The 18,950-nt window shown below is 61.3% G+C and carries 18 protein-coding genes; 9 read left to right on the top strand and 9 right to left on the bottom strand.

Annotated elements, in window-relative coordinates; genetic code table 11:
- Positions 1–201 precede the first annotated feature (201 nt).
- From pqqU to ACJ8KE_RS02390, 3 genes are all read left to right on the top strand, one after another.
- The gene (gene pqqU, locus ACJ8KE_RS02400; protein ID WP_172962810.1) at positions 202–2,340 is read left to right on the top strand and encodes a TonB-dependent receptor PqqU; all 2,139 of its coding nucleotides are present in this window, start codon (positions 202–204) and stop codon (positions 2,338–2,340) included.
- A 147-nt stretch (positions 2,341–2,487) separates the two neighbouring features.
- Positions 2,488–4,860 carry a glucose/quinate/shikimate family membrane-bound PQQ-dependent dehydrogenase gene (locus ACJ8KE_RS02395; protein ID WP_240293614.1) on the top strand — a complete coding sequence of 791 codons (2,373 nt, stop codon included), beginning with the start codon at positions 2,488–2,490 and terminating at the stop codon, positions 4,858–4,860.
- Positions 4,861–5,257: 397 nt separating this feature from the next.
- The gene (locus tag ACJ8KE_RS02390; RefSeq protein WP_442517084.1) at positions 5,258–5,437 is read left to right on the top strand and encodes a hypothetical protein; all 180 of its coding nucleotides are present in this window, start codon (positions 5,258–5,260) and stop codon (positions 5,435–5,437) included.
- Between the two features lie 28 nt (positions 5,438–5,465).
- Here the strand turns inward: ACJ8KE_RS02390 and ACJ8KE_RS02385 are convergent, their stop codons facing one another.
- The 3 genes from ACJ8KE_RS02385 to ACJ8KE_RS02375 form a co-directional block, all read right to left on the bottom strand.
- Positions 5,466–6,899, bottom strand: a complete 1,434-nt coding sequence (locus tag ACJ8KE_RS02385; protein ID WP_004935263.1) for an EmmdR/YeeO family multidrug/toxin efflux MATE transporter — start codon at positions 6,897–6,899, stop codon at positions 5,466–5,468.
- Between the two features lie 114 nt (positions 6,900–7,013).
- Positions 7,014–7,412: a type II secretion system pilot lipoprotein GspS gene (gspS, locus tag ACJ8KE_RS02380; RefSeq protein WP_016927171.1), complete on the bottom strand. Its 399-nt coding sequence runs from the start codon at positions 7,410–7,412 to the stop codon at positions 7,014–7,016.
- A 76-nt stretch (positions 7,413–7,488) separates the two neighbouring features.
- The gene (locus ACJ8KE_RS02375) at positions 7,489–7,689 is read right to left on the bottom strand and encodes a hypothetical protein (RefSeq protein WP_016927170.1); all 201 of its coding nucleotides are present in this window, start codon (positions 7,687–7,689) and stop codon (positions 7,489–7,491) included.
- A 217-nt stretch (positions 7,690–7,906) separates the two neighbouring features.
- Here ACJ8KE_RS02375 and ACJ8KE_RS02370 point away from each other — a divergent pair, with 217 nt between their 5' ends.
- The gene (locus tag ACJ8KE_RS02370; protein WP_016927169.1) at positions 7,907–8,341 is read left to right on the top strand and encodes a DoxX family protein; all 435 of its coding nucleotides are present in this window, start codon (positions 7,907–7,909) and stop codon (positions 8,339–8,341) included.
- A 51-nt stretch (positions 8,342–8,392) separates the two neighbouring features.
- Here ACJ8KE_RS02370 and ACJ8KE_RS02365 read toward each other — a convergent pair whose 3' ends face one another.
- The 3 genes from ACJ8KE_RS02365 to ACJ8KE_RS02355 form a co-directional block, all read right to left on the bottom strand.
- Positions 8,393–9,355: a hypothetical protein gene (locus tag ACJ8KE_RS02365; protein ID WP_318669780.1), complete on the bottom strand. Its 963-nt coding sequence runs from the start codon at positions 9,353–9,355 to the stop codon at positions 8,393–8,395.
- Between the two features lie 263 nt (positions 9,356–9,618).
- Positions 9,619–10,251, bottom strand: coding sequence for a helix-turn-helix domain-containing protein (locus tag ACJ8KE_RS02360; RefSeq protein ID WP_016927167.1), 633 nt, complete (start codon positions 10,249–10,251; stop codon positions 9,619–9,621).
- Between the two features lie 134 nt (positions 10,252–10,385).
- Positions 10,386–11,192: an IclR family transcriptional regulator domain-containing protein gene (locus ACJ8KE_RS02355; RefSeq protein ID WP_016927166.1), complete on the bottom strand. Its 807-nt coding sequence runs from the start codon at positions 11,190–11,192 to the stop codon at positions 10,386–10,388.
- A gap of 189 nt (positions 11,193–11,381) precedes the next feature.
- On the opposite strand from ACJ8KE_RS02355, the gene ACJ8KE_RS02350 reads away from it, so the two are divergent.
- Genes ACJ8KE_RS02350 through pcaDC form a run of 5 tightly spaced genes read left to right on the top strand, consistent with a single transcriptional unit; the run spans position 11,382 to position 16,447 of the window.
- Positions 11,382–12,071 carry a 3-oxoacid CoA-transferase subunit A gene (locus ACJ8KE_RS02350; RefSeq protein ID WP_016927165.1) on the top strand — a complete coding sequence of 230 codons (690 nt, stop codon included), beginning with the start codon at positions 11,382–11,384 and terminating at the stop codon, positions 12,069–12,071.
- An 11-nt stretch (positions 12,072–12,082) separates the two neighbouring features.
- On the top strand, positions 12,083–12,736 hold the full coding sequence (locus tag ACJ8KE_RS02345; RefSeq protein WP_016927164.1) for a 3-oxoacid CoA-transferase subunit B: 654 nt from the start codon (positions 12,083–12,085) through the stop codon (positions 12,734–12,736).
- 10 nt (positions 12,737–12,746) lie between these two features.
- The gene (gene pcaF, locus ACJ8KE_RS02340; protein WP_016927163.1) at positions 12,747–13,949 is read left to right on the top strand and encodes a 3-oxoadipyl-CoA thiolase; all 1,203 of its coding nucleotides are present in this window, start codon (positions 12,747–12,749) and stop codon (positions 13,947–13,949) included.
- Positions 13,950–13,952: 3 nt separating this feature from the next.
- Positions 13,953–15,302 carry a 3-carboxy-cis,cis-muconate cycloisomerase gene (locus ACJ8KE_RS02335; RefSeq protein WP_284065289.1) on the top strand — a complete coding sequence of 450 codons (1,350 nt, stop codon included), beginning with the start codon at positions 13,953–13,955 and terminating at the stop codon, positions 15,300–15,302.
- Entirely contained in the window at positions 15,293–16,447 is a 1,155-nt protein-coding gene (gene pcaDC / locus ACJ8KE_RS02330) for a bifunctional 3-oxoadipate enol-lactonase/4-carboxymuconolactone decarboxylase PcaDC (protein ID WP_060660887.1), read from the top strand. Before ACJ8KE_RS02335 ends, pcaDC begins: the two co-directional genes overlap by 10 nt.
- Before the next feature lie 9 nt (positions 16,448–16,456).
- Here the strand turns inward: pcaDC and ACJ8KE_RS02325 are convergent, their stop codons facing one another.
- From ACJ8KE_RS02325 to pcaH, 3 genes are read right to left on the bottom strand one after another with little or no spacing between them, the layout of a single operon-like run.
- Positions 16,457–17,389 carry a LysR substrate-binding domain-containing protein gene (locus tag ACJ8KE_RS02325; RefSeq protein ID WP_028128141.1) on the bottom strand — a complete coding sequence of 311 codons (933 nt, stop codon included), beginning with the start codon at positions 17,387–17,389 and terminating at the stop codon, positions 16,457–16,459.
- 59 nt (positions 17,390–17,448) lie between these two features.
- On the bottom strand, positions 17,449–18,069 hold the full coding sequence (gene pcaG, locus ACJ8KE_RS02320) for a protocatechuate 3,4-dioxygenase subunit alpha (protein ID WP_079451544.1): 621 nt from the start codon (positions 18,067–18,069) through the stop codon (positions 17,449–17,451).
- On the bottom strand, positions 18,069–18,806 hold the full coding sequence (gene pcaH, locus ACJ8KE_RS02315; RefSeq protein WP_016927158.1) for a protocatechuate 3,4-dioxygenase subunit beta: 738 nt from the start codon (positions 18,804–18,806) through the stop codon (positions 18,069–18,071). The genes pcaG and pcaH overlap by 1 nt, the downstream gene beginning before the upstream one ends.
- Between the last annotated feature and the right edge of the window lie 144 nt (positions 18,807–18,950).

The following is an 18,950-nucleotide window of genomic DNA, read 5'->3' as shown; positions in this document are numbered from 1 at the left end:
TTGAGCTTATGAACCAGGCTCATGAATCCGTTAACCGTTGCTGGGACCAGCGTTTTTGCGGGAACGTTCCTGCCCGAGATACTCTATACTGATGTCAGGATGCCTTACCCTTTTCGTTTAGCGTCATGTAGATGGAGCGACAGATGGCTAACTCTGAATCGACCTGCGATTCCCTTTCAATACCAGTGGCAGATTTATCCCATGACCAATAAGAAAAGCGCCGTGCTGACCCCGGCTGCAATGCTATTGCTACATCCCATGTTTGCCAGCCAGGCGCTGGCGGCAGAAAATAATAAAGAGAAAAGCGACACCCTGGTGGTGATGGCGCAACCCACCGGATTGACCGAGCTGGGATCGCCGGTGTCCGTCAGCGTGATCGACGGCCAGGACCTGCGCAACGCCGCCCCGCAGATTAACCTGTCGGAAAACCTCGGCAGCGTGCCGGGCCTGCAGCTTCAAAACCGGCAAAACTATGCGCAGGATCTGCAGCTGTCGATACGCGGGTTCGGCAGCCGTTCGATGTTCGGCGTGCGCGGCGTGCGCATGTACGTCGACGGCATTCCCGCCACCATGCCCGACGGCCAGGGACAAACCTCCAACATCGACATCAATTCCGTCGAACGCATCGAGGTGCTGCGCGGCCCCTATTCCGCGCTGTACGGCAACGCCTCGGGCGGGGTGATCAATGTTGATACGATTACCGGCACCCAGCCGCCTACGCTGGAGGCCGGCGGCTATTTTGGCAGCGACAACACCTGGCGCTACGGGGTGAAAGCGACCGGCGCCACCGGCGACGGCACCCAGGCCGGCGACGTCAACTACGCCATTTCGGGTACCCGCTTCACCACTCAGGGCTACCGCGATCACAGCGCCGCGCGGAAAAACCTCGGCAACGGCAAGCTCGGCGTGCGGCTAGACGACGTCAGCACCCTGACGCTGATGTTCAACAGCGTCTCGATTGACGCCGGCGATCCGGGCGGCCTGACCGAAGCGGAATGGAAGGAAAACCCGCGCCAGGCGCCGCGCGCGGATCAATACAACACCCGCAAATCGCTCGATCAAACCCAGGCCGGCCTGCGCTATCAGCGCCAGATGAGCGAGCGCGACGAACTGACGCTGACCGCTTACCACGGCGAACGCCACACCACGCAGTACCAATCGATCCCGATGGGGCCGCAGCTCAACCCCACCCACGCCGGCGGGGTGATCGTGCTGGAAAGAAAATATCAGGGCATTGACACTCGCTGGAAGCATGAGGATACTCTCGCATCGTTACCGGTAACACTGATCGGCGGTCTGGATTATGAAACCATGACCGAACGCCGCCAGGGGTTCGAAAACTTTATTCTGCGAGACGGCACAGTGGACTACGGCGAGAAAGGCGACCAGCGGCGCAACGAGAAGAACCGCATCTGGAACCTGGATCCTTACCTGCAAACCTCCTGGCAACTGACGCCACACTGGACGCTGGACGCCGGCCTGCGCTACAGCACGGTCAGCTTCGACTCGACCGATTACTACATCACGCCGCGCAACGGCGACGACAGCGGCAGCAAACGCTACCACCAGTGGCTGCCGATGGGCTCGCTCAACTACAAGATCAACCCGGCGTGGAACGTTTATCTCTCCGCCGGCCGCGGCTTTGAAACCCCGACCATCAACGAACTCTCCTACCGCCCCGACGGCCAGGCGGGCCTTAATATCGGCCTGCAGCCATCCACCAGCGACACCGTCGAACTGGGCAGCAAACTGCGCCTCGGCAACGGCCTGGTGAGCGCTGCGCTGTTCCAGACCGATACCGACAACGAGCTGGTGGTGGCGGAAAGCAGCGGCGGACGCACCAGCTACGCCAACGCCGGCAAAACCCGGCGGCGCGGCCTGGAGCTGGCGCTGGATCAGGAGTTTGCGCTGGACTGGCGGCTGCATATGGCCTGGACGCTGCTGGACGCCACCTACCGCAGCGAAATGTGCGGCAAAGCCGGCTGCACCCCCGCCGGCAATCGCCTGCCGGGCATCGCCCGCAACATGGGCTACGCCTCGCTGGCGTTTGCGCCGCCGGAAGGCTGGCACGCCGGCGCGGAACTGCGCTACATGAGCGACATTCAGGCCAATGACGCCAACAGCGCGCAGGCCCCCGCTTACACCGTGGCCGGCGTAAACGCCGGCTATCGCTTTACCTGGGACCGCTGGGCGCTGGACGTGTTCAGCCGGGTGGACAATGTTTTCGATCGCCGATACGTCGGTTCGGTGATCGTCAACGAAGGCAACGGCCGCTATTTCGAGCCGGCGCCGGGGCGCAACTGGGGTGGCGGCGCCACCTTGTCTTATCGCTTTGAATAAGGCAAAGCACCTTAAGGTTAAAAAACGGGATGGGTTTTACGTCACCCTAGCGGCTTCTCGCTGAAATAGTAGGGAGAAACCGCGTGTTTTTTCCGATTTGGCTTAATCTCTAAATCGGGGACTTTCATTTTTGGTAAGGGTATTGCTATGCAAAATAAAGCGTCACTATCGCCGCTTATCGTCATAACGGCGCTGTTTGCCGCGCTGAGCGGGCTTTATCTGCTCGGCGGCGGCATCTGGCTGGCCAAGTTGGGCGGTTCGCTGTATTACATCATCGCCGGGCTGGTGCTGCTGGCGACCTCCTGGCTGCTGTTCCGCCGCCGCGCCACCGCGCTGCTGCTGTACGCGGTATTCCTGCTGGGCACCACCATTTGGGCCCTGTGGGAAGTGGGCCCGGACTTCTGGGCGCTGACGCCGCGCCTGGACATCACCTTCTTCTTCGGTCTGTGGCTGGTGCTGCCGTTTATCTACCGTAAGCTGGTGGCCAACGGCAAGTTCGCCTACGGCGCGCTGAGCGCGGCGCTGGCGATCACCGTCATCGCGCTGGCCTATGCCGTATTCAACGATCCGCAAGAGATCAACGGCACGCTCGACGCCGCTCAGGTACAGCCGAAAGACGCCACCGGGTCCGACTGGCCGGCCTATGGCCGCACCCAGGAAGGCACCCGTTACTCGCCGCTGAGCCAGATCAACGACAAAAACGTTGGCCAGTTGCAAGAAGCCTGGCGCTTCCAGACCGGCGATCTGAAGACCGCCAACGATCCGGGTGAGATCACCAACGAAGTCACGCCGATCAAAATCCGCGATACCCTTTACATGTGTACGCCGCACCAGAAGCTGTTTGCGCTGGATGCCGCCACCGGTAAAGAAAAGTGGAAATTTGATCCGCAGCTGAAGTACAACCCGACCTTCCAGCACATCACCTGCCGCGGCGTGTCTTACCACGAAACCGCCGCAGCCGCAGGCGCCGCCGGCGATGCCGCACCGGCGATGTGCGCACGCCGCATCATTCTGCCGGTCAACGACGGCCGCCTGTTTGCGCTGGACGCCGAAACCGGTAAACCCTGCCCGGACTTCGCCAACAACGGTGAGCTGAACCTGCAGAGCAATATGCCGTATGCGACGCCGGGCCACTACGAGCCGACCTCGCCGCCGGTGATCACCGATAAAGTGATCGTCGTCGCCGGTGCCGTGACCGACAACTACTCCAACCGCGAGCCTTCCGGCGTGATCCGCGGCTTCGACGTCAACAGCGGCAAGCTGCTGTGGGCCTTCGATCCGGGCGCGAAAGATCCGAACGCCATCCCGGCGGACGAGCACCACTTCGTGCCGAACTCGCCGAACTCCTGGGCGCCTGCCGCCTATGACGCCAAGCTGGATATCGTTTACCTGCCGATGGGCGTTTCCACTCCGGACATCTGGGGCGGCGATCGCACCCCGGAAATGGAACGCTACGCCAGCGGCCTGTTGGCGCTGAACGCCTCCACCGGCAAACTGGCCTGGTTCTATCAGACCGTCCACCACGACCTGTGGGATATGGACGTGCCGGCGCAGCCGACCCTGGCGGACATTACCGACAAGAGCGGTAAAAAAGTGCCGGTCATCTACGTGCCGACCAAAACCGGCAACATCTTCGTGCTGAACCGCACCAACGGCGAACTGGTGGTGCCGGCGCCGGAGAAACCGGTACCGCAGGGCCCGGCCAAAGGCGATCGCCTGTCACCGACCCAGCCGTTCTCCGAGCTGACCTTCCGTCCTGAGAAGAAACTGACGGGCGCCGACATGTGGGGCGCGACCATCTATGATCAGCTGGTCTGCCGCGTGATGTTCCACAGCCTGCGCTACGAAGGCACCTTCACCCCGCCATCCGAGCAGGGCACGCTGGTGTTCCCGGGCAACCTGGGCATGTTCGAGTGGGGCGGCCTGGCCGTCGATACCGATCGCGAAATCGCCATCGCCAACCCGATCGCGCTGCCGTTCGTCTCCAAACTGATCCCGCGCGGCCCAGGCAACCCGATTGAGCCGCCGGAAGGCGACAAAGGCGGCAGCGGCACCGAATCCGGCGTACAGCCGCAGTATGGCGTGCCGTTCGGCGTCACCCTGAACCCGTTCCTGTCACCGTTTGGTCTGCCATGCAAACAGCCGGCCTGGGGTTACATTTCCGCCGTGGATCTGAAAACCAACGACATCGTGTGGAAAAAACGCATCGGCACCGTGCGCGACAGCTCACCGTTGCCGCTGCCGTTCAAAATGGGCATGCCAATGCTGGGCGGCCCGGTGACCACCGCCGGTAACGTGTTCTTCATCGGCGCCACCGCAGACAACTACCTGCGCGCCTTCAGCGTGACCAACGGTGAAAAACTGTGGGAAGCGCGCTTGCCGGCCGGCGGCCAGGCGACGCCGATGACCTATGAGGTCAACGGCAAGCAGTACGTGCTGATCTACGCCGGCGGCCACGGTTCCTTCGGCACCAAGCTGGGCGACTACGTGGTCGCTTACGCTCTGCCCGATCAGAAGTAACTACCACCGTTAGTACCCCGCAAAGCACGCCGCAAGGCGTGCTTTTTCTTTTTACGCCACCGCCCGATGCCCCCTTGCAATACCCTTAATTTTTTCACCCCCACTATTGATAATGGTTATCATTCGCAATATTATGAATGCATGGCCCCGGCAGCGGCCTGTAATCCTTGCAATACAGCGATCGGCCGCCTGCCGGCGGCCTTATTCGGAGGCGCATGGTCGACCATACTCGGAAGCATCGAAAGAAAATTCTGCAAGCGGCGGTGAGGACGCGGCGCGCCGGTCTGCCGTTCGCGGCGGACTCCCCAGCCACCCCGCCCTTTATTGCGTTGCCCCATCCGCCGAAGGCCGTGCTGGTGCACCTGGTCGGCCATGATGGCGCACAGGAGGGGCGAGAATGAACCTGCAACCCTTTACCGCCATGCTGATGTTCGCCTACGTGCTGCTGATGGTGCCGCTGCTCTACATCATCGACAGCCACCTGAGCGCCAGTAAACTGGTGCGCAAAGCCACGCAAAACCTCATCATCATCGCCTTGACGCTGTTGTTCTTCAGCGCGATGACGCTTTTATACTGAGGCCACCTCGCCGGCGCCCCGCGGCCGGTTACCCGGCCTCCCGGCGTTTGGCCCGCGGATATTTCCACAGCCAGCGTCCGCTGACCATGCGCCAGTAGAACAAGGCGCCGCGCACCGCCCAATCGAGGAACATCCCCAACCAGACCCCCACCACGCCCATGCCCAGTTCGATACCCAGCGCGTAGCCCGCCACCACGCGGCAGCCCCACATGCCGAGCATCGTCACCCACATGGCAAAGCGGGCGTCGCGCGCGCCTTTCAGCCCGGCGGGCAACACCCAGGAAGCGGCCCAGATCGGCATAAAGGCGGCGTTGAGCCAAATCAGGGTTTTCACCACCGTTTTCACGTCATCCTGCGAGGTATAAAACGCGGCGAATACCCCGGCCAACGGCGCCGTGCCCCAGGCGATAGCGGTCAACCCAAGGGTAGACAGCCAGAAAATATGGCGCAGCTGCCGTTCCGCCTGACCGATCTCGCCTTTGCCGAGCCGCCGGCCGACGATGATGGTCGAAGCCGACCCCAGCGCGTTGCCCGGCAAGTTGATCAAGGAAGCGATGGAGAAGGCGATGAAGTTACCGGCGATCACGTTGGTGCCCATGCCGGCGACGAACATCTGCGTCAACAGTTTGCCGCCGTTGAACAGCACCGATTCGACGCTGGCGGGAATGCCGATCCCCAGCACTTCCCACAGGATGCTCATCTTCAGCGGCGTGAAATAGCTTTTCAGCGTGATGTGCAGCGCCGGATTAAAACCGATCGCCAACACATAGAGGATGGCAATGGCGCCGATATAGCGGGAAATCGTCAGCCCCAGCCCGGCGCCGACGAAGCCCAGCCCGTGCCAGCCCAGCATGCCGTAAATCAGGATGCTGCTGATGATGATATTGAGGATATTCATGCCGCCGTTGATCAGCAGCGGGATCTTGGTGTTGCCCGCGCCGCGCAACGCGCCGCTGCCAATCAGCGCAATCGCCGCCGCCGGGTAGCTCCACACCGTGGTTTGCAGGTAAGAGAGCGCCAGCGCTTTCACTTCCGGCGAGGCCGCACCGGCGATCACATCAATGATAGGCTCACCCGCCAGATGAATGCCCGCCGCCAACAGCAACGCCACACCGGTCATCAGGACCAGCGACTGACGCGCCGCCGCCCGCGCGCGCCGGCGATCCCGCTTGCCGAGGCTGAAGGCCACCACCACGGTGGTGCCGAGATCCACCGCGGCGAAAAAGGCGATGATCACCATGTTGAAGCTGTCCGCCAGCCCCACCCCGGCCATCGCCTCTTTGCCGAGCCAACTCACCAGAAAGGTGCTCAGCACCCCCATCAACAGAACGCAGGCGTTCTCCAGAAAGATCGGCACCGCCAGCGGCGTGATTTCGCGCCAGAACAGCACGCGGTAGCTTTTCCGTTTGGCGTACCAAGGCGTATTTTCCACGCGCTGACGCAGTGCGGCATACAGGTTCAAGGTGGGCTCGATGGATAAAAGTGAAACATCATTTCAAATGATGAGCGATAAATCGTTATCCTGCAAAGAATTTTTGGGCGCCCGTGGCGAGCGCCCGACAGGCACACCGTAGCGCTACTCCATGTAGTCTTCCTGATCGGCCTGCGCCGCCGCAATAAAGCGCGCGGTGCTGCGGCTGAGCGTGGCGCATTTGTCCGTCAGCAGCTGATCACCCTGTTGCAGAGTCAGGTAACGCGCCTGGGTGAGCGCCGGCAACTGCCGATACCCTGCCGCATGCGTATCCCAGCCGCGGTGCTGCGCTGCACGCATCGCAGTGCGTTGCAATTTCACGTCGTCCGGCACGTCGCTGCGCCCGCAGTCCACGCGCAGGAAATGCCCGCCGGCCAGCATCAGAGCGATGTGATCCAATTGCGCCTGCAGCGGCGGCGCCGGTTGATGCGCCGTCTGCTGACAACCCGCAAGCAGCAGCAACGCCGCCGCGCCGCAAAGAGACGTGCGAAACAGAGTAGACATGGACGCTCCCGGAAACCTGTGGGTGATGCAATGATCTTAGGTGAGCGGATGCCGGGCGGCAAGGCGGGCAGCACGCTTAGCGCCGGCCGCTGCTGACCTTGGTGGCGCGGGCGGGGTTGCCGGCGACAAATTCCAGCGTGGGGGAATAGTAAAATGGCAGCCAGGCGTTATAGCCGCTCTCCCACTCCCATTTGACCGGGCAGGGCCACAGCATGTCTTCATGCAGGATGTAATAGATCCACCGCCCGGGCGGACGGCGCGGTTTGCGCATTTTCATAGCGAGTACGACGGCCTGATGACGTGCGATAAGGTGAACTGCTGCATTTTACCGCGATTTGGGTTGCGGGGACAGCCTGCGTTGCCGTGCGAAGCGTCCGCTAAACCTCACCCGGTGATTCGGCGTAAAGCCCGCCGTTTTACTGATCCAGGACATCTTTTGTATTTATCTTGCAGATATATTGATTAAAAATCATTCCTATTCAGGAGGAAGGGCCATGGTTAAGTCATTGAATGCGGCATTCACGCGCCTTTTTGATCGCCCGGACGCCGGCAAGTTGGCGCTCAGGCTGACCTTCGGCGGGCTGATGCTGTTTCACGGCGTGGCGAAGATTCAGCACGGCGTCGGTTGGATCGCCGGTGCGTTGCAGGATCACGGGCTGCCCGCCTTCATCGCCTACGGCGTGTATGTGGGGGAGATCCTGGCGCCGATACTGATCATTTTGGGGCTGTTCACCCGCCCCGCAGCGCTGGTTTACGCCTTTACGCTGGTGGTGGCGTTTTTGATGGTGGGCACCGGCAAGGTGTTCAGCGTCACCGACGTCGGCGCCTGGGGCATTGAAAACGAGCTGGTGTTCTTTATGGGCGGGCTCGCCATCCTGCTGCTGGGCAGCGGCAAATACGCGATCGCGCGCAATGAAGCCTATCGGTAAGCCGTGCAATCCATAAGGAGGTTCCTGATGGCGAACCTCCTTTTTGCACGCTTAAGGTTGGGTGAGCAGCGTGTTCGCCATGAAAGACAATAAGGCGGTCGATTCGGGGAAGGCCGCGCGATTCTCGGTGACCGCGCGATCAAACCGCCAGTTCATGATGTAAACCACGGGCGCAGTCGGATATTGATTAATAAAATCCCAATACAGTTGAATTTGCGCATGCAGTTGCTGGTCGTTCATTCCTAACGATGCCGTAGAAGGCGGTACCAACACCCACTTTTGTCCGGCTGCGCTTATCGGCGCCAGGCGATTGTAGGTACTCCACATATCCGCCACCGACCAGTTGTAGTTATCCACTCCAACCCAATCTGGCGTGCTTTTTACATTGGTCGGACACGCGGTCGCGGGCGCGCCCTGCTGTATTTCACGGATCCATTCGGCGTTGTTGGCATGTCGGTAGGACAAGATGGTGTAGACGGGGATCGCGACCCCGAACTCCTGCATGGCCTGTCGCAGGGTGCAAACATAGCTGGAGTATTGGTAAGCGTCATATTTTCCCCCGGTCTGCAAGGCAGGAACGTCGAACGGCTCATCGATAAAATAAATGGCGCCGGGCTTATATTTGGCTTCGGCGATCTTCTTGACCACCGTCCAGATGGCGTTCCAGGAACCTGCGGCCTGGCAGTTGCTGTTCGAGACCGCCCCAGGGCAGATATCGATAAACGGCGAGCCCGATACCGCCCCCGAACCAGCCTGAATGTTCACGGCGCAAGTCCCCCCGGCGCAAACGGGCAGATTGAGACTTGCCAACGTGTGCACCACATTCAGATTGGTCATACTGAAGCCGGTGCCGGTAATCGCCTTAAGCGCCTCTGTGGCGCTGAAAGACGACGTGGCGGTTTCATAAAAGTCCAGCCAGTCATAGCCGTAATACTTGATATTGGCGTTGGGGCCCGCCGCCAGCGCATTGGCGCCGATCAGGCACCAGCACAACAGTGCGAAACGTTTCAACATACTCTTCTCCTTCAAACCCTCGTCGATGTTAGCCAAAGGTGGGCGGCAAACGGCGCCGCCAACCGGAAACACCATCGTGGCACCGGCTATCGGCGGTGGCCCGTCGTTTGCGTTGTGCTACGGCAGAACGAACACAGGTCAGATTTTAGGAATATGTCACGTCGGTTTTCTTGCTGAGCGGCAAGGAGATGCGGGTAAAAAAGAACCGTAGAGGAGCCCGGCGGGAATCGCGCTTCATAAGCTGAACCGCCGACTATCGGTCATCAACTCTCGGCCAGGCGGTATACCGGAACCTTGCGCGTGGTGCCGGTCAGGGTGTCGAAGATCTCCGTTTCCGCCGTCACGATCGCCATGCCGGTTTTTCTTAGCCTGCGCACCTCGGCGGCAATGCGCTGTATGCCGAACCAGAACAGTCCGTCCAACGCCGTGACCCGCAGCCCCTGCTCCAGCGCCAGCTTAAGTCGCTCACGCGGCGCCTTGAGCGCTTTGGCGATTTCCCGGTAAGGCAGCGCGTCTACGCCCGACGCCGAAGTGCGGTGAATACGGGTCGACAGGCCGTATTGGAAGGCCTCAGGCACGTCGCTTAAATCGCTTTTCAGGCTGTAAACGCAGCCAAAGCGCTTGCCGTTGAACACCACATTTTTTTGACTGATCGACAACTCATCGCGCAGGCCGGCAATCAGCTGCGGCGCCCGCACCAGCAATAAACGAAACGGCAATTCAAAACTGGTCACATAGTCCACGTTGAGCAGCGCAATGCGCAGACGCTGCTCCGCCCCGGCCTGCGTCTGGCGACACTCGTTCAACACCTCGCTCCACTGGCGCGCGAGCCGCGGGGCTTCATCCAGCGGCGCGAAGTGGTATTTCTCGATGTGGTAGTCGATCCTTTCATTCATGTCCGTTGCCCCCTGCGTCAGTCATCATGCCCTCAGCAAATTACCTTACCCGCGGGCAACAGTACAACACCGCATTGCGCTGCAGGATACGGAAAAATCGGGCCGTATACGCACCCCGGCGCGATCACCCACGGTTAGTCGTGCAACAGCAGCGATATCTCGTCGGCGGCCGAGCGCAACAAAGGCAGGTGGTGCTGATGCAAACGCTCTGCGGAAACCTGGCCGGCATGCACGCCGACGTTCAACGCCGCGGCGATGCGGCCGTCCGGCGTGGTGAGCGGCACCGCCAGTGAACGCAGGCCAATCTCCAGTTCCTGATCGTTGATGGCATATCCCTGCTGACGCACGCGCGCCAGCTCTTCCCGCAATGCGCTGACGCTCACCAGGGTATGGCTGGTGTAACGCAGTTGAGTCAATCGCGCCAAATAGTCATTCAACGTCTCACTGGCGAGCCCGCTGAGCAGCACCCGCCCCATCGACGTCGTGCTGGCGGGTAAGCGACTGCCGACGTGCAAATCGATGGTCATGATCCGCGAAGTTGATGCGCGGGCGATATAAAGAATGTCATCGCCGTCCAATATGGCCATGGAACAGGACTCATTGAGCGTCTGGCTGAGTTGCCTCAACACCGGCTGCGCGGCGTTGGCCAACGGCGAAGCCCCCAGCCAGTTGTGACCCAGCGACAAGACGCGCGGGCGCAGCTCATAATTCTTACCGTCTTCCGCGTACACAAAGCCCAGCTTACTCAGGGTGTAAAGGCAGCGGCGCACCGCCGCGCGCGGAATGCCGGTACGCTGGCTAATCTGCGACACCGACATCAGCCGCCGCTGCGGCGTAAAAGCCTGCAGGACCTCCAATCCTCGCGCCAAAGAGGCCATAAAGTCGGGATCCCCCTTCCAGGGATCGGTGCTGCTGCGCGTAATTTCCTGTTCTTTTTCCATTCTCGTTACCCCGCTGTCTGCCTGAAATATCGGTGTGCCGACGATCACAACCTGCGAATGCCTCTCAAAGAATAGCCGATAATCGCACACTTTTTCGATAATCGGTATTGTTTGCCCGAAAGGGACGATCTACTTTTCCCATTGACGATAAACACTCCCCCGGCGGGCGCCGAATGAAAGGAACAACAGATGATCGATAAAAGTGTGGCCACTCTGGAAGACGCCGTGTCCATCATTCCGGACGGTGCGAGCATCATGATTGGCGGCTTTGGCCCCGCGGGACAGCCGCTGGAACTGATCGATGCGCTGATTGAACGCGGTGCCCGTGAGCTAACGGTAATCAGCAATAACGCCGGCAACGGCGACAGCGGCCTCGCGGCGCTGCTCAAGACCGGCTGTGTGCGAAAGATGATTTGTTCCTTCCCGCGCCAGGCCGATTCGTGGGTCTTTGACGACCTTTATCGCCGCGGCGCGATCGAACTGGAACTGGTGCCTCAGGGCAACCTTGCCGCCCGCATGCAGGCCGCCGGCAGCGGATTGGGCGGCATTTTCACCCCAACCGCCTTTGGCACGCCGCTGGCGCAAGGCAAAGAAACGCGTGAAATCGACGGACGGCATTACGTGTTTGAAACGCCCTTAAAGGCGGATTTCGCCTTGATAAAGGCCCATCGGGGTGACCGCTGGGGCAATCTGGTTTACCGCAAAGCGGCGCGTAATTTTGGCCCGGTGATGGCGATGGCCGCCGCCACGACGATAGCGCAGGTCGCTGAATTGGTGCCGCTGGGCGCACTGGATCCGGAAAACGTGATAACGCCGGGCATCTTCGTCCAGCGCCTGGTGGCGGTGGCGCACCCCGCGACCTTTTCCCTCTCTGCCTGAGGAGTCATAACATGCAAAAATTAACCCGCGACCAATTAGCCCAACGGGTAGCGCGCGATATTCCGGAAGGCGCCTACGTCAACCTCGGGATTGGGCTTCCGACCCGCATCGCTAACTACCTGCCCGCCGACAAAGAGGTGATTCTGCACAGCGAAAACGGCCTGCTCGGCATGGGGCCGTCACCCGCGCCGGGCGAAGAAGATCCGGAACTCATCAACGCCGGTAAAGAACTGGTGACCTTGCTGCCCGGCGGCAGTTATTTCCATCACGCCGACTCTTTTACCATGATGCGCGGCGGCCACCTCGATATCTGCGTGATGGGGGCGTATCAGGTCTCGGCTGCCGGCGATCTGGCCAACTGGAGCACCGGCGCCGAAGACGCGATCCCGGCGGTGGGCGGCGCCATGGATCTGGCCATCGGCGCGCGCAAAGTCTATGTGATGATGGACTACCTGACCAAGACCGGCGAATGCAAGCTGGTGGAACAGTGCAGCTATCCGTTGACCGGATTGGCCTGCGTCAGCCGCATTTATTCGGATATGGCAATCATTGATATCACCCCGGACGGCCCGCAGGTGCGGGAGCTGTGTCCGGGGCTCACCTTTGACGCGCTGCAAGCGTTAACCCCGATACGTTTACTGCAATCTGACTTGATCCCCGCTTGAGGAAATCGCCATGCAACAGGCTTTTATCTGCGATGCCGTTCGTACGCCATTCGGCCGTTACGGCGGCGCATTATCCGCGCTGCGCGCCGACGATTTGGCCGCTCTGCCCCTGAAGGCGCTGCTTGCCCGACTGCCGCAGTTGGATCCCCACGCCATTGATGACGTTATTCTGGGGTGCGCCAACCAGGCCGGTGAAGACAACCGCAACGTGGCGCGAATGGCGCTGCTGTTGGCCGGGTTGCCCCACACCGTGCCGGGCACCACCCTCAATCGCCTGTGCGGTTCGGGATTGGACGCGGTAGGCATGGCGGCGCGCGCCATTAAATGCGGCGAAGCGGAGGTCATCATCGCGGGCGGCGTGGAAAGCATGTCGCGCGCGCCCTTTGTCACCGGCAAAGCGGACAGCGCCTTCAGCCGATCGCTGAAAATGGAAGATACGACGATGGGATGGCGCTTTATCAACCCGCAAATGCGCGCGCAGTTCGGTGTCGAAACCATGCCTGAAACCGCCGAAAATGTGGCTCGCGATTTCGCCGTCAGCCGCGCCGATCAAGACGCCTTTGCATTGCGCAGCCAACAGCGCACCGCCCGCGCTCAGGAGCTGGGTCTGTTTGATGAGGAACTGATCGCCGTCAGCATTCCGCAACGCAAAGGCGAGCCGCTCAGCCTGGTTCGCGACGAACATCCCCGCAGCACCTCTTTGGCCGCGCTGTCCGCCCTGAAAGGCGTCGTGCGCCCCGAGGGGAGCGTCACCGCCGGCAACGCCTCGGGCATCAACGACGGGGCCAGCGCCCTGCTCATTGCCAGCGAACGCGCGGCGGTGCAGTATGGACTCGCCCCGCTGGCGCGTGTGGTCGGCATGTCCGCCTGCGGCGTAGAGCCGCGCATCATGGGTTACGGGCCGGTTCCCGCGGTCCGCAAAGTGCTGGCGCAAACCGGTTTGAGCCTGGCGCAAATGGACGTCATTGAGTTGAATGAAGCCTTTGCCGCCCAGGCGCTGGCCGTGACGCGCGCCCTGGGACTGCCGGATGACGCGGAACAGGTCAACCCTAACGGCGGCGCTATCGCGCTGGGGCATCCCCTGGGGGCATCCGGCGGCAGGTTGGCCATGACCGCCGCTTATCAACTGCGGCGCACCGGCGGGCGTTTTGCCCTGTGCACCATGTGCGTCGGTGTCGGGCAAGGCGTCGCCTTGATTCTGGAACGGATATAACGAATGTCTCTCTATAGCGCAATGTTTATGGCTTCCCCATTAACGCCCTGCTTCAGCGACACGGCGCTGCTGCAGGGCATGCTTGATTTCGAAGCCGGTCTGGCGCAGGCCCTGGCGTCTGCAGGGATTACCGATGACGCGTCCGCGCGGATCATACGCAGCCACTGCCAGGCGGAAAAGCTCGACGCCGCCGCGCTGACGCAGTCCGCCGGATTGGCGGGCAATTTAGCCATTCCCCTCGTCAAACAATTGACGGCGTTGGTGGCGCAAACCTCACCGGAAGCGGCGCGTTTCGTTCACTGGGGGGCGACCAGTCAGGATGCGATTGACAGCGGGCTGGTGCTGCAACTGCGCAGCGCGCTCGATAAAACCAACGCGCTGCTCAATCAGCTGATTGCGGCGCTGACGGCGCAATGCCGGCGCCATAGCGCAACGTTAATGGTGGGCCGCACCTGGCTGCAACACGCTTTGCCAACGACGCTGGGGCTGAAGCTGGCCGGCACGCTGGACGCCTTGCTGCGCTATCGGGCTCGTCTGGCTGAAATGCGGCCACGCGTGCTCGCGTTGCAATTCGGCGGCGCGGCCGGCACGCTCGCCTCGCTCGGCGAACAGGGCGAGCGCGTTGAGCGGGCGCTGGCGCAAGCGCTGGCCCTGCCGCGCAGCGCCACGCCGTGGCATACCCAACGCGATCGGTTGTTGGAGCTGGCGAGTTGGTATGCCGGCCTGACGGGCTCGCTCGGCAAGCTGGCGCGCGACATGTCTTTGTTGATGCAGACCGAAGTCGCTGAAATCAGCGAACCGTCGGCCCCCGGACGCGGCGGCTCTTCCACGATGCCGCATAAGCGCAATCCGGTGCTCTGCGCCGCCATCCTCAGCGCGGCCAACCGTCTGCCTGCGTTGATGTCCGGATTGTATGCCGGCCTGGTGCAGGAGCACGAACGCGCGCTGGGCGGCTGGCAGGCCGAGTGGCAAAGCCTGCCGCAGCTCCTGGTGCTGAGCGGGGCAGCATTGGCGCAAAGCCTGGATCTCATTAACGGTCTGGAGGTGCATGAAGCGGCGATGCGGCGCAATCTGGCGCTGACGCAAGGGCTGATCATGGCTGAATCGGTTACCCTGGCCTTGGCCCCCACCCTCGGACGTCAACAGGCGCACCATCATATAGAACGGTGCTGCCGGCAAGCCCTGGCCACCCAGCAACCCCTGTTAACCCTCCTGTGCGCCGATGCGGAAGTCTCTTCCCGACTCAGCCGGGAAACCCTGGAAACCTTGCTCGATCCGGCCAATGCCACCGGCAGCACGCAGCGTTTCATTCAACAAGTCCTGGCGATGGCCGAGAGGGAGCAATCATGTTGAATTATGTCCTTGAGGGGCCTGAAAACGCCCCGGTTATTCTGTTTGGCAACTCGCTGGGCACCTCATTGGCAATGTGGCAGCCGCAGCGCGACGCGTTCATCGCCCACTATCGCATTCTGCGCTACGACGTTGCCGGCCACGGCGACTCTGCGCCCGATGAACAGCCCGGCTCGCTGGCGCGACTGGGCGAACAGGTGCTGTCCCTGCTGGACACTCTGGCGATTGATCGGGTGCATTTCTGCGGCATCTCCATGGGGGGGCTGACGGGGTTATGGCTGGCGCGCTTTCATGCCGATCGCTTGCTGACGCTGACGATCGCCAATAGCGCCGCGAAAATCGGGGTGACGGAGCATTGGCGAGAACGCGCCGCGCAGGTGCGCCAGTGCGGCATGTCCGCCGTCAGCGATGGCGCGGCAGCGCGCTGGTTCACCCCGGCATTTTGCCAATCCGCCCCCGTCAAGGTGCAAACCGTCGTGCAACAGCTCACCGCCTGCGATCCCGAGGGCTATGCCGCTTGCTGCGACGCGCTGGCGACCGCCGATTTACGCGCCGAGCTGGCAGGCATCCGCGTTCCGACGCTGGTTATCGCCGGACATGAGGATGCGGTAACGACCGTCGACGATGCAAAAGCCTTGGCGGCAGGCATTCCCGACGCGCAATGCGTCATCCTGCCCGCCGCCCACCTGTCCAGCATCGAAGCCTGGCGGGCATTTAACCGCGCGTTCCGGGCCTTTTTGGATGAGCAGCTCACGCAGCGGCAACGTTATCAGCAAGGCCTGACGGTGCGCAGAGCGGTGTTGGGCGATGAGCATGTCGATAATACCCTCGCGGCGCTGTCGCCGCTCAACGAGGAGTTTCAGCATTTCATCACTCGCTACGCCTGGGGAGAAATATGGACGCGTCCGGGCTTGTCGCGCCATACCCGCAGCCTGATCACCATCGCGATGCTGATCGCCTTGAATCGCGAAGCTGAGCTGAAAATGCATATCCGGGCCGCCTTCAATAACGGCGTCACGCGTGAAGAGATCAAAGAAGTTCTGATGCATGCGGCGCTTTACTGCGGCTTACCCGCCTCGAACGCCGCTTTTCATCTGGCGCAGTCCGTCTTTGCCGAACACGACGCCGGGCGGCGATCGGACGACTAGAAGACGCGGTTATACCGGTACATCCAGCACCCTTTGGCGCAGCGCAGCAATCAGGCGCTGCTGCTCAGGGGACGAGAGCGCCTCTTGCCGGGTAATGATGCCCAGCGGCTCGGCCATGCCCTGGGTAGGCAACGGCAGCGCACGCAGGTGATTGCTGAACAAGTCGTCACGCACCGCGCCGTAAGGCACCAGCCACACATAGCCATACTGTAGCGTCAGGCAGCGCGCCAGCGTAACCGACAACGTCTCGACGCACCCTTCCGGCACCGCCAGCCCGTGGCTGACAATGAGCGCCTCCGCATTCTGACGCGGCACCGTACCCCGCGGGGAGAGCACCAATGGCCAGCTCAACGCCTCCGCCAGCGAGACATCCGAATGCAACAGCGGATGATGAGGAGCAACCACCAGCCGCAGCGTTTCATGATACAGCAGCTCGAAGTTGAGCCCTTCCATGCGGGAGGGGTCTGACATGCGCCCGATGCCTAACGTTAATTGCCCCGATCTCACCGCCATCATCAGCGCATCGTTGGCCAGCGTCGTAACCTGCATGCGCCAGCCGGGGGATTGCTGCTGCAACCCCACCACGACCGGCGCGACCAGGCTCACCAGCGTGGTGGGCAGCGCGCCGATATGCAGCGGCGCCGGCAGCGCCTCGCTGTCCGAGGCAAGCGTGCGCCCCAACACATTCAGCGCATCCAAAACGCGGCTGGCATCCTGCAGGAAACGCGTTCCGGCGGCGGTCAGTTCCGCCCCCTGCCGATTGCGCGAAAAAAGGCGCTCGCCGGCCAGGCTTTCCAGTTCGTTGAGCGTTTTAGAGAGCGCGGGCTGCGTGATGCCCAATTGCTGTGCGGCGCGCACCAACGTCCCCTGTTGCGCGGTAGCGACAAAGGCGTGCAGATGACGAAGGCGGATGCGTTGGCTAAAGCGAGAAGTCATGTTCATGATTTATAGTATTAACTTGCCGCCGGCGCGGCAAGCTCATTGTCAGGGCGAGCGGAGGATCAAATATCAAAAAAAACGGTTTCGTTCTCGCCCTGTAACCAGATGTCGAAATGGTACACCGTCTGATCCCCGCGCTGCCGCCTTTGCGCCAATAACGTGCTGCGCCGTTTTTCCCACTCGATGAGATTCAACACCGGATCTTCGGCATTGGCCGCCTGTTCGTCGGCAAAGTAGAGACGCGTGTTCAACCCGATGTTGATGCCGCGGGCCACTATCCACAGATTGAGATGGGGCGCCATCAACCGGCCGTCGCGCCCCGTCACGCGCCCCGGTTTAATCGTCTCGAATTGCCACAGGCCGCTGGTGAAATCCGAACAGGTTCGCCCCCAGCCGCGAAACGCCGGATCGTCGGGCTTATCCAACTGGCCGTCGGCGGGGTGCTGATATCGCCCGGCGGCATTGGCCTGCCAGACTTCGACCAGCGCGTCTCGAACCTGCGTGCCGGAACCGTCATAGACATGCCCTTCCACCACGATGCGCTCCCCACGCGTCTCCGGTTGCGTCAACACATGGGTAAAATTACGCTCGAAAATATCAAAGCCGGCGGCATGCGGTGCCAAACCGATGTGCACATAAGGCCCGGCGGTTTGCGAGGCCGTTTCAGACAAATACTTTTTCATCACGCGGCTCCCTGTGTACGGTTCTCAAACCACGTGGCTCGATGGCCTCGCAGCACCAGATCGAAGCGGTAAGCCAGACTGTCCAGCGGCACGGCGGCGTGCATATCCAGCTCGGCAATCAGCGTGCGCATCGCATCGTCACTGCCTACCGACTGCAAGATGGGGCAGCGAACGAGCAACGGATCGCCTTCGAAATACATCTGCGTGATCAAGCGCTGCGCGAACGCCTCGCCGGAGAGCGAGAAGTGAATATGCGCCGGACGCCAGTCGCTGACCTGATTGCGCCAGGGATACGGGCCCGGCTTGATCGTACGAAAACAGTAATACCCGTTGTCGTCGGTCAGCATCCTGCCGCAGCCGCCAAAGTTGGGATCGATAGGCGCCAGATACTGATCTTTCTTGTGACGATAGCGCCCTCCCGCATTGGCCTGCCATACCTCGACCAGGGCGTTGCGCACCGGCGCCCCGAAGGCATCCCGCACAAATCCATGCACGATGATCCGCTCGCCGATCGGTAAGCCGTCTTTGGCGTAATTCAGAATCAGATCGTGATCCAGCGGGCCGATATCCGTTGGCGTGAAGACGGGGGCGGTCAGTTCAGACAGCGAGTTTTGCAATGAAATTAATGCATTGCGCGGCGACCGCAGCACGCTGGTTTTATACAGCGGCGCCAGCGCCGGCGGGTGATGACTGTAATCGCGATGCACCAGTTCTCGCGCCATCCAATCACTTTTCATCCCGGTATCCTTATTATTTGAGGGTACATGTCGACAGAGTGTAGGAAGCGCAATATGTAAAAGTAAAGTGAGAAAACCGATCGCTTTATATAACCAAAGGTAATGGAATGTTCTGAATTGACGAAACATTTCATTTGGTCCATA

This window comes from Serratia sp. CY56464 (assembly GCF_052168435.1).
In the GTDB taxonomy this organism is placed as follows: Bacteria; Pseudomonadota; Gammaproteobacteria; order Enterobacterales; family Enterobacteriaceae; genus Serratia; species Serratia marcescens.
This window is presented reverse-complemented; position numbering and strand designations above follow the sequence as displayed.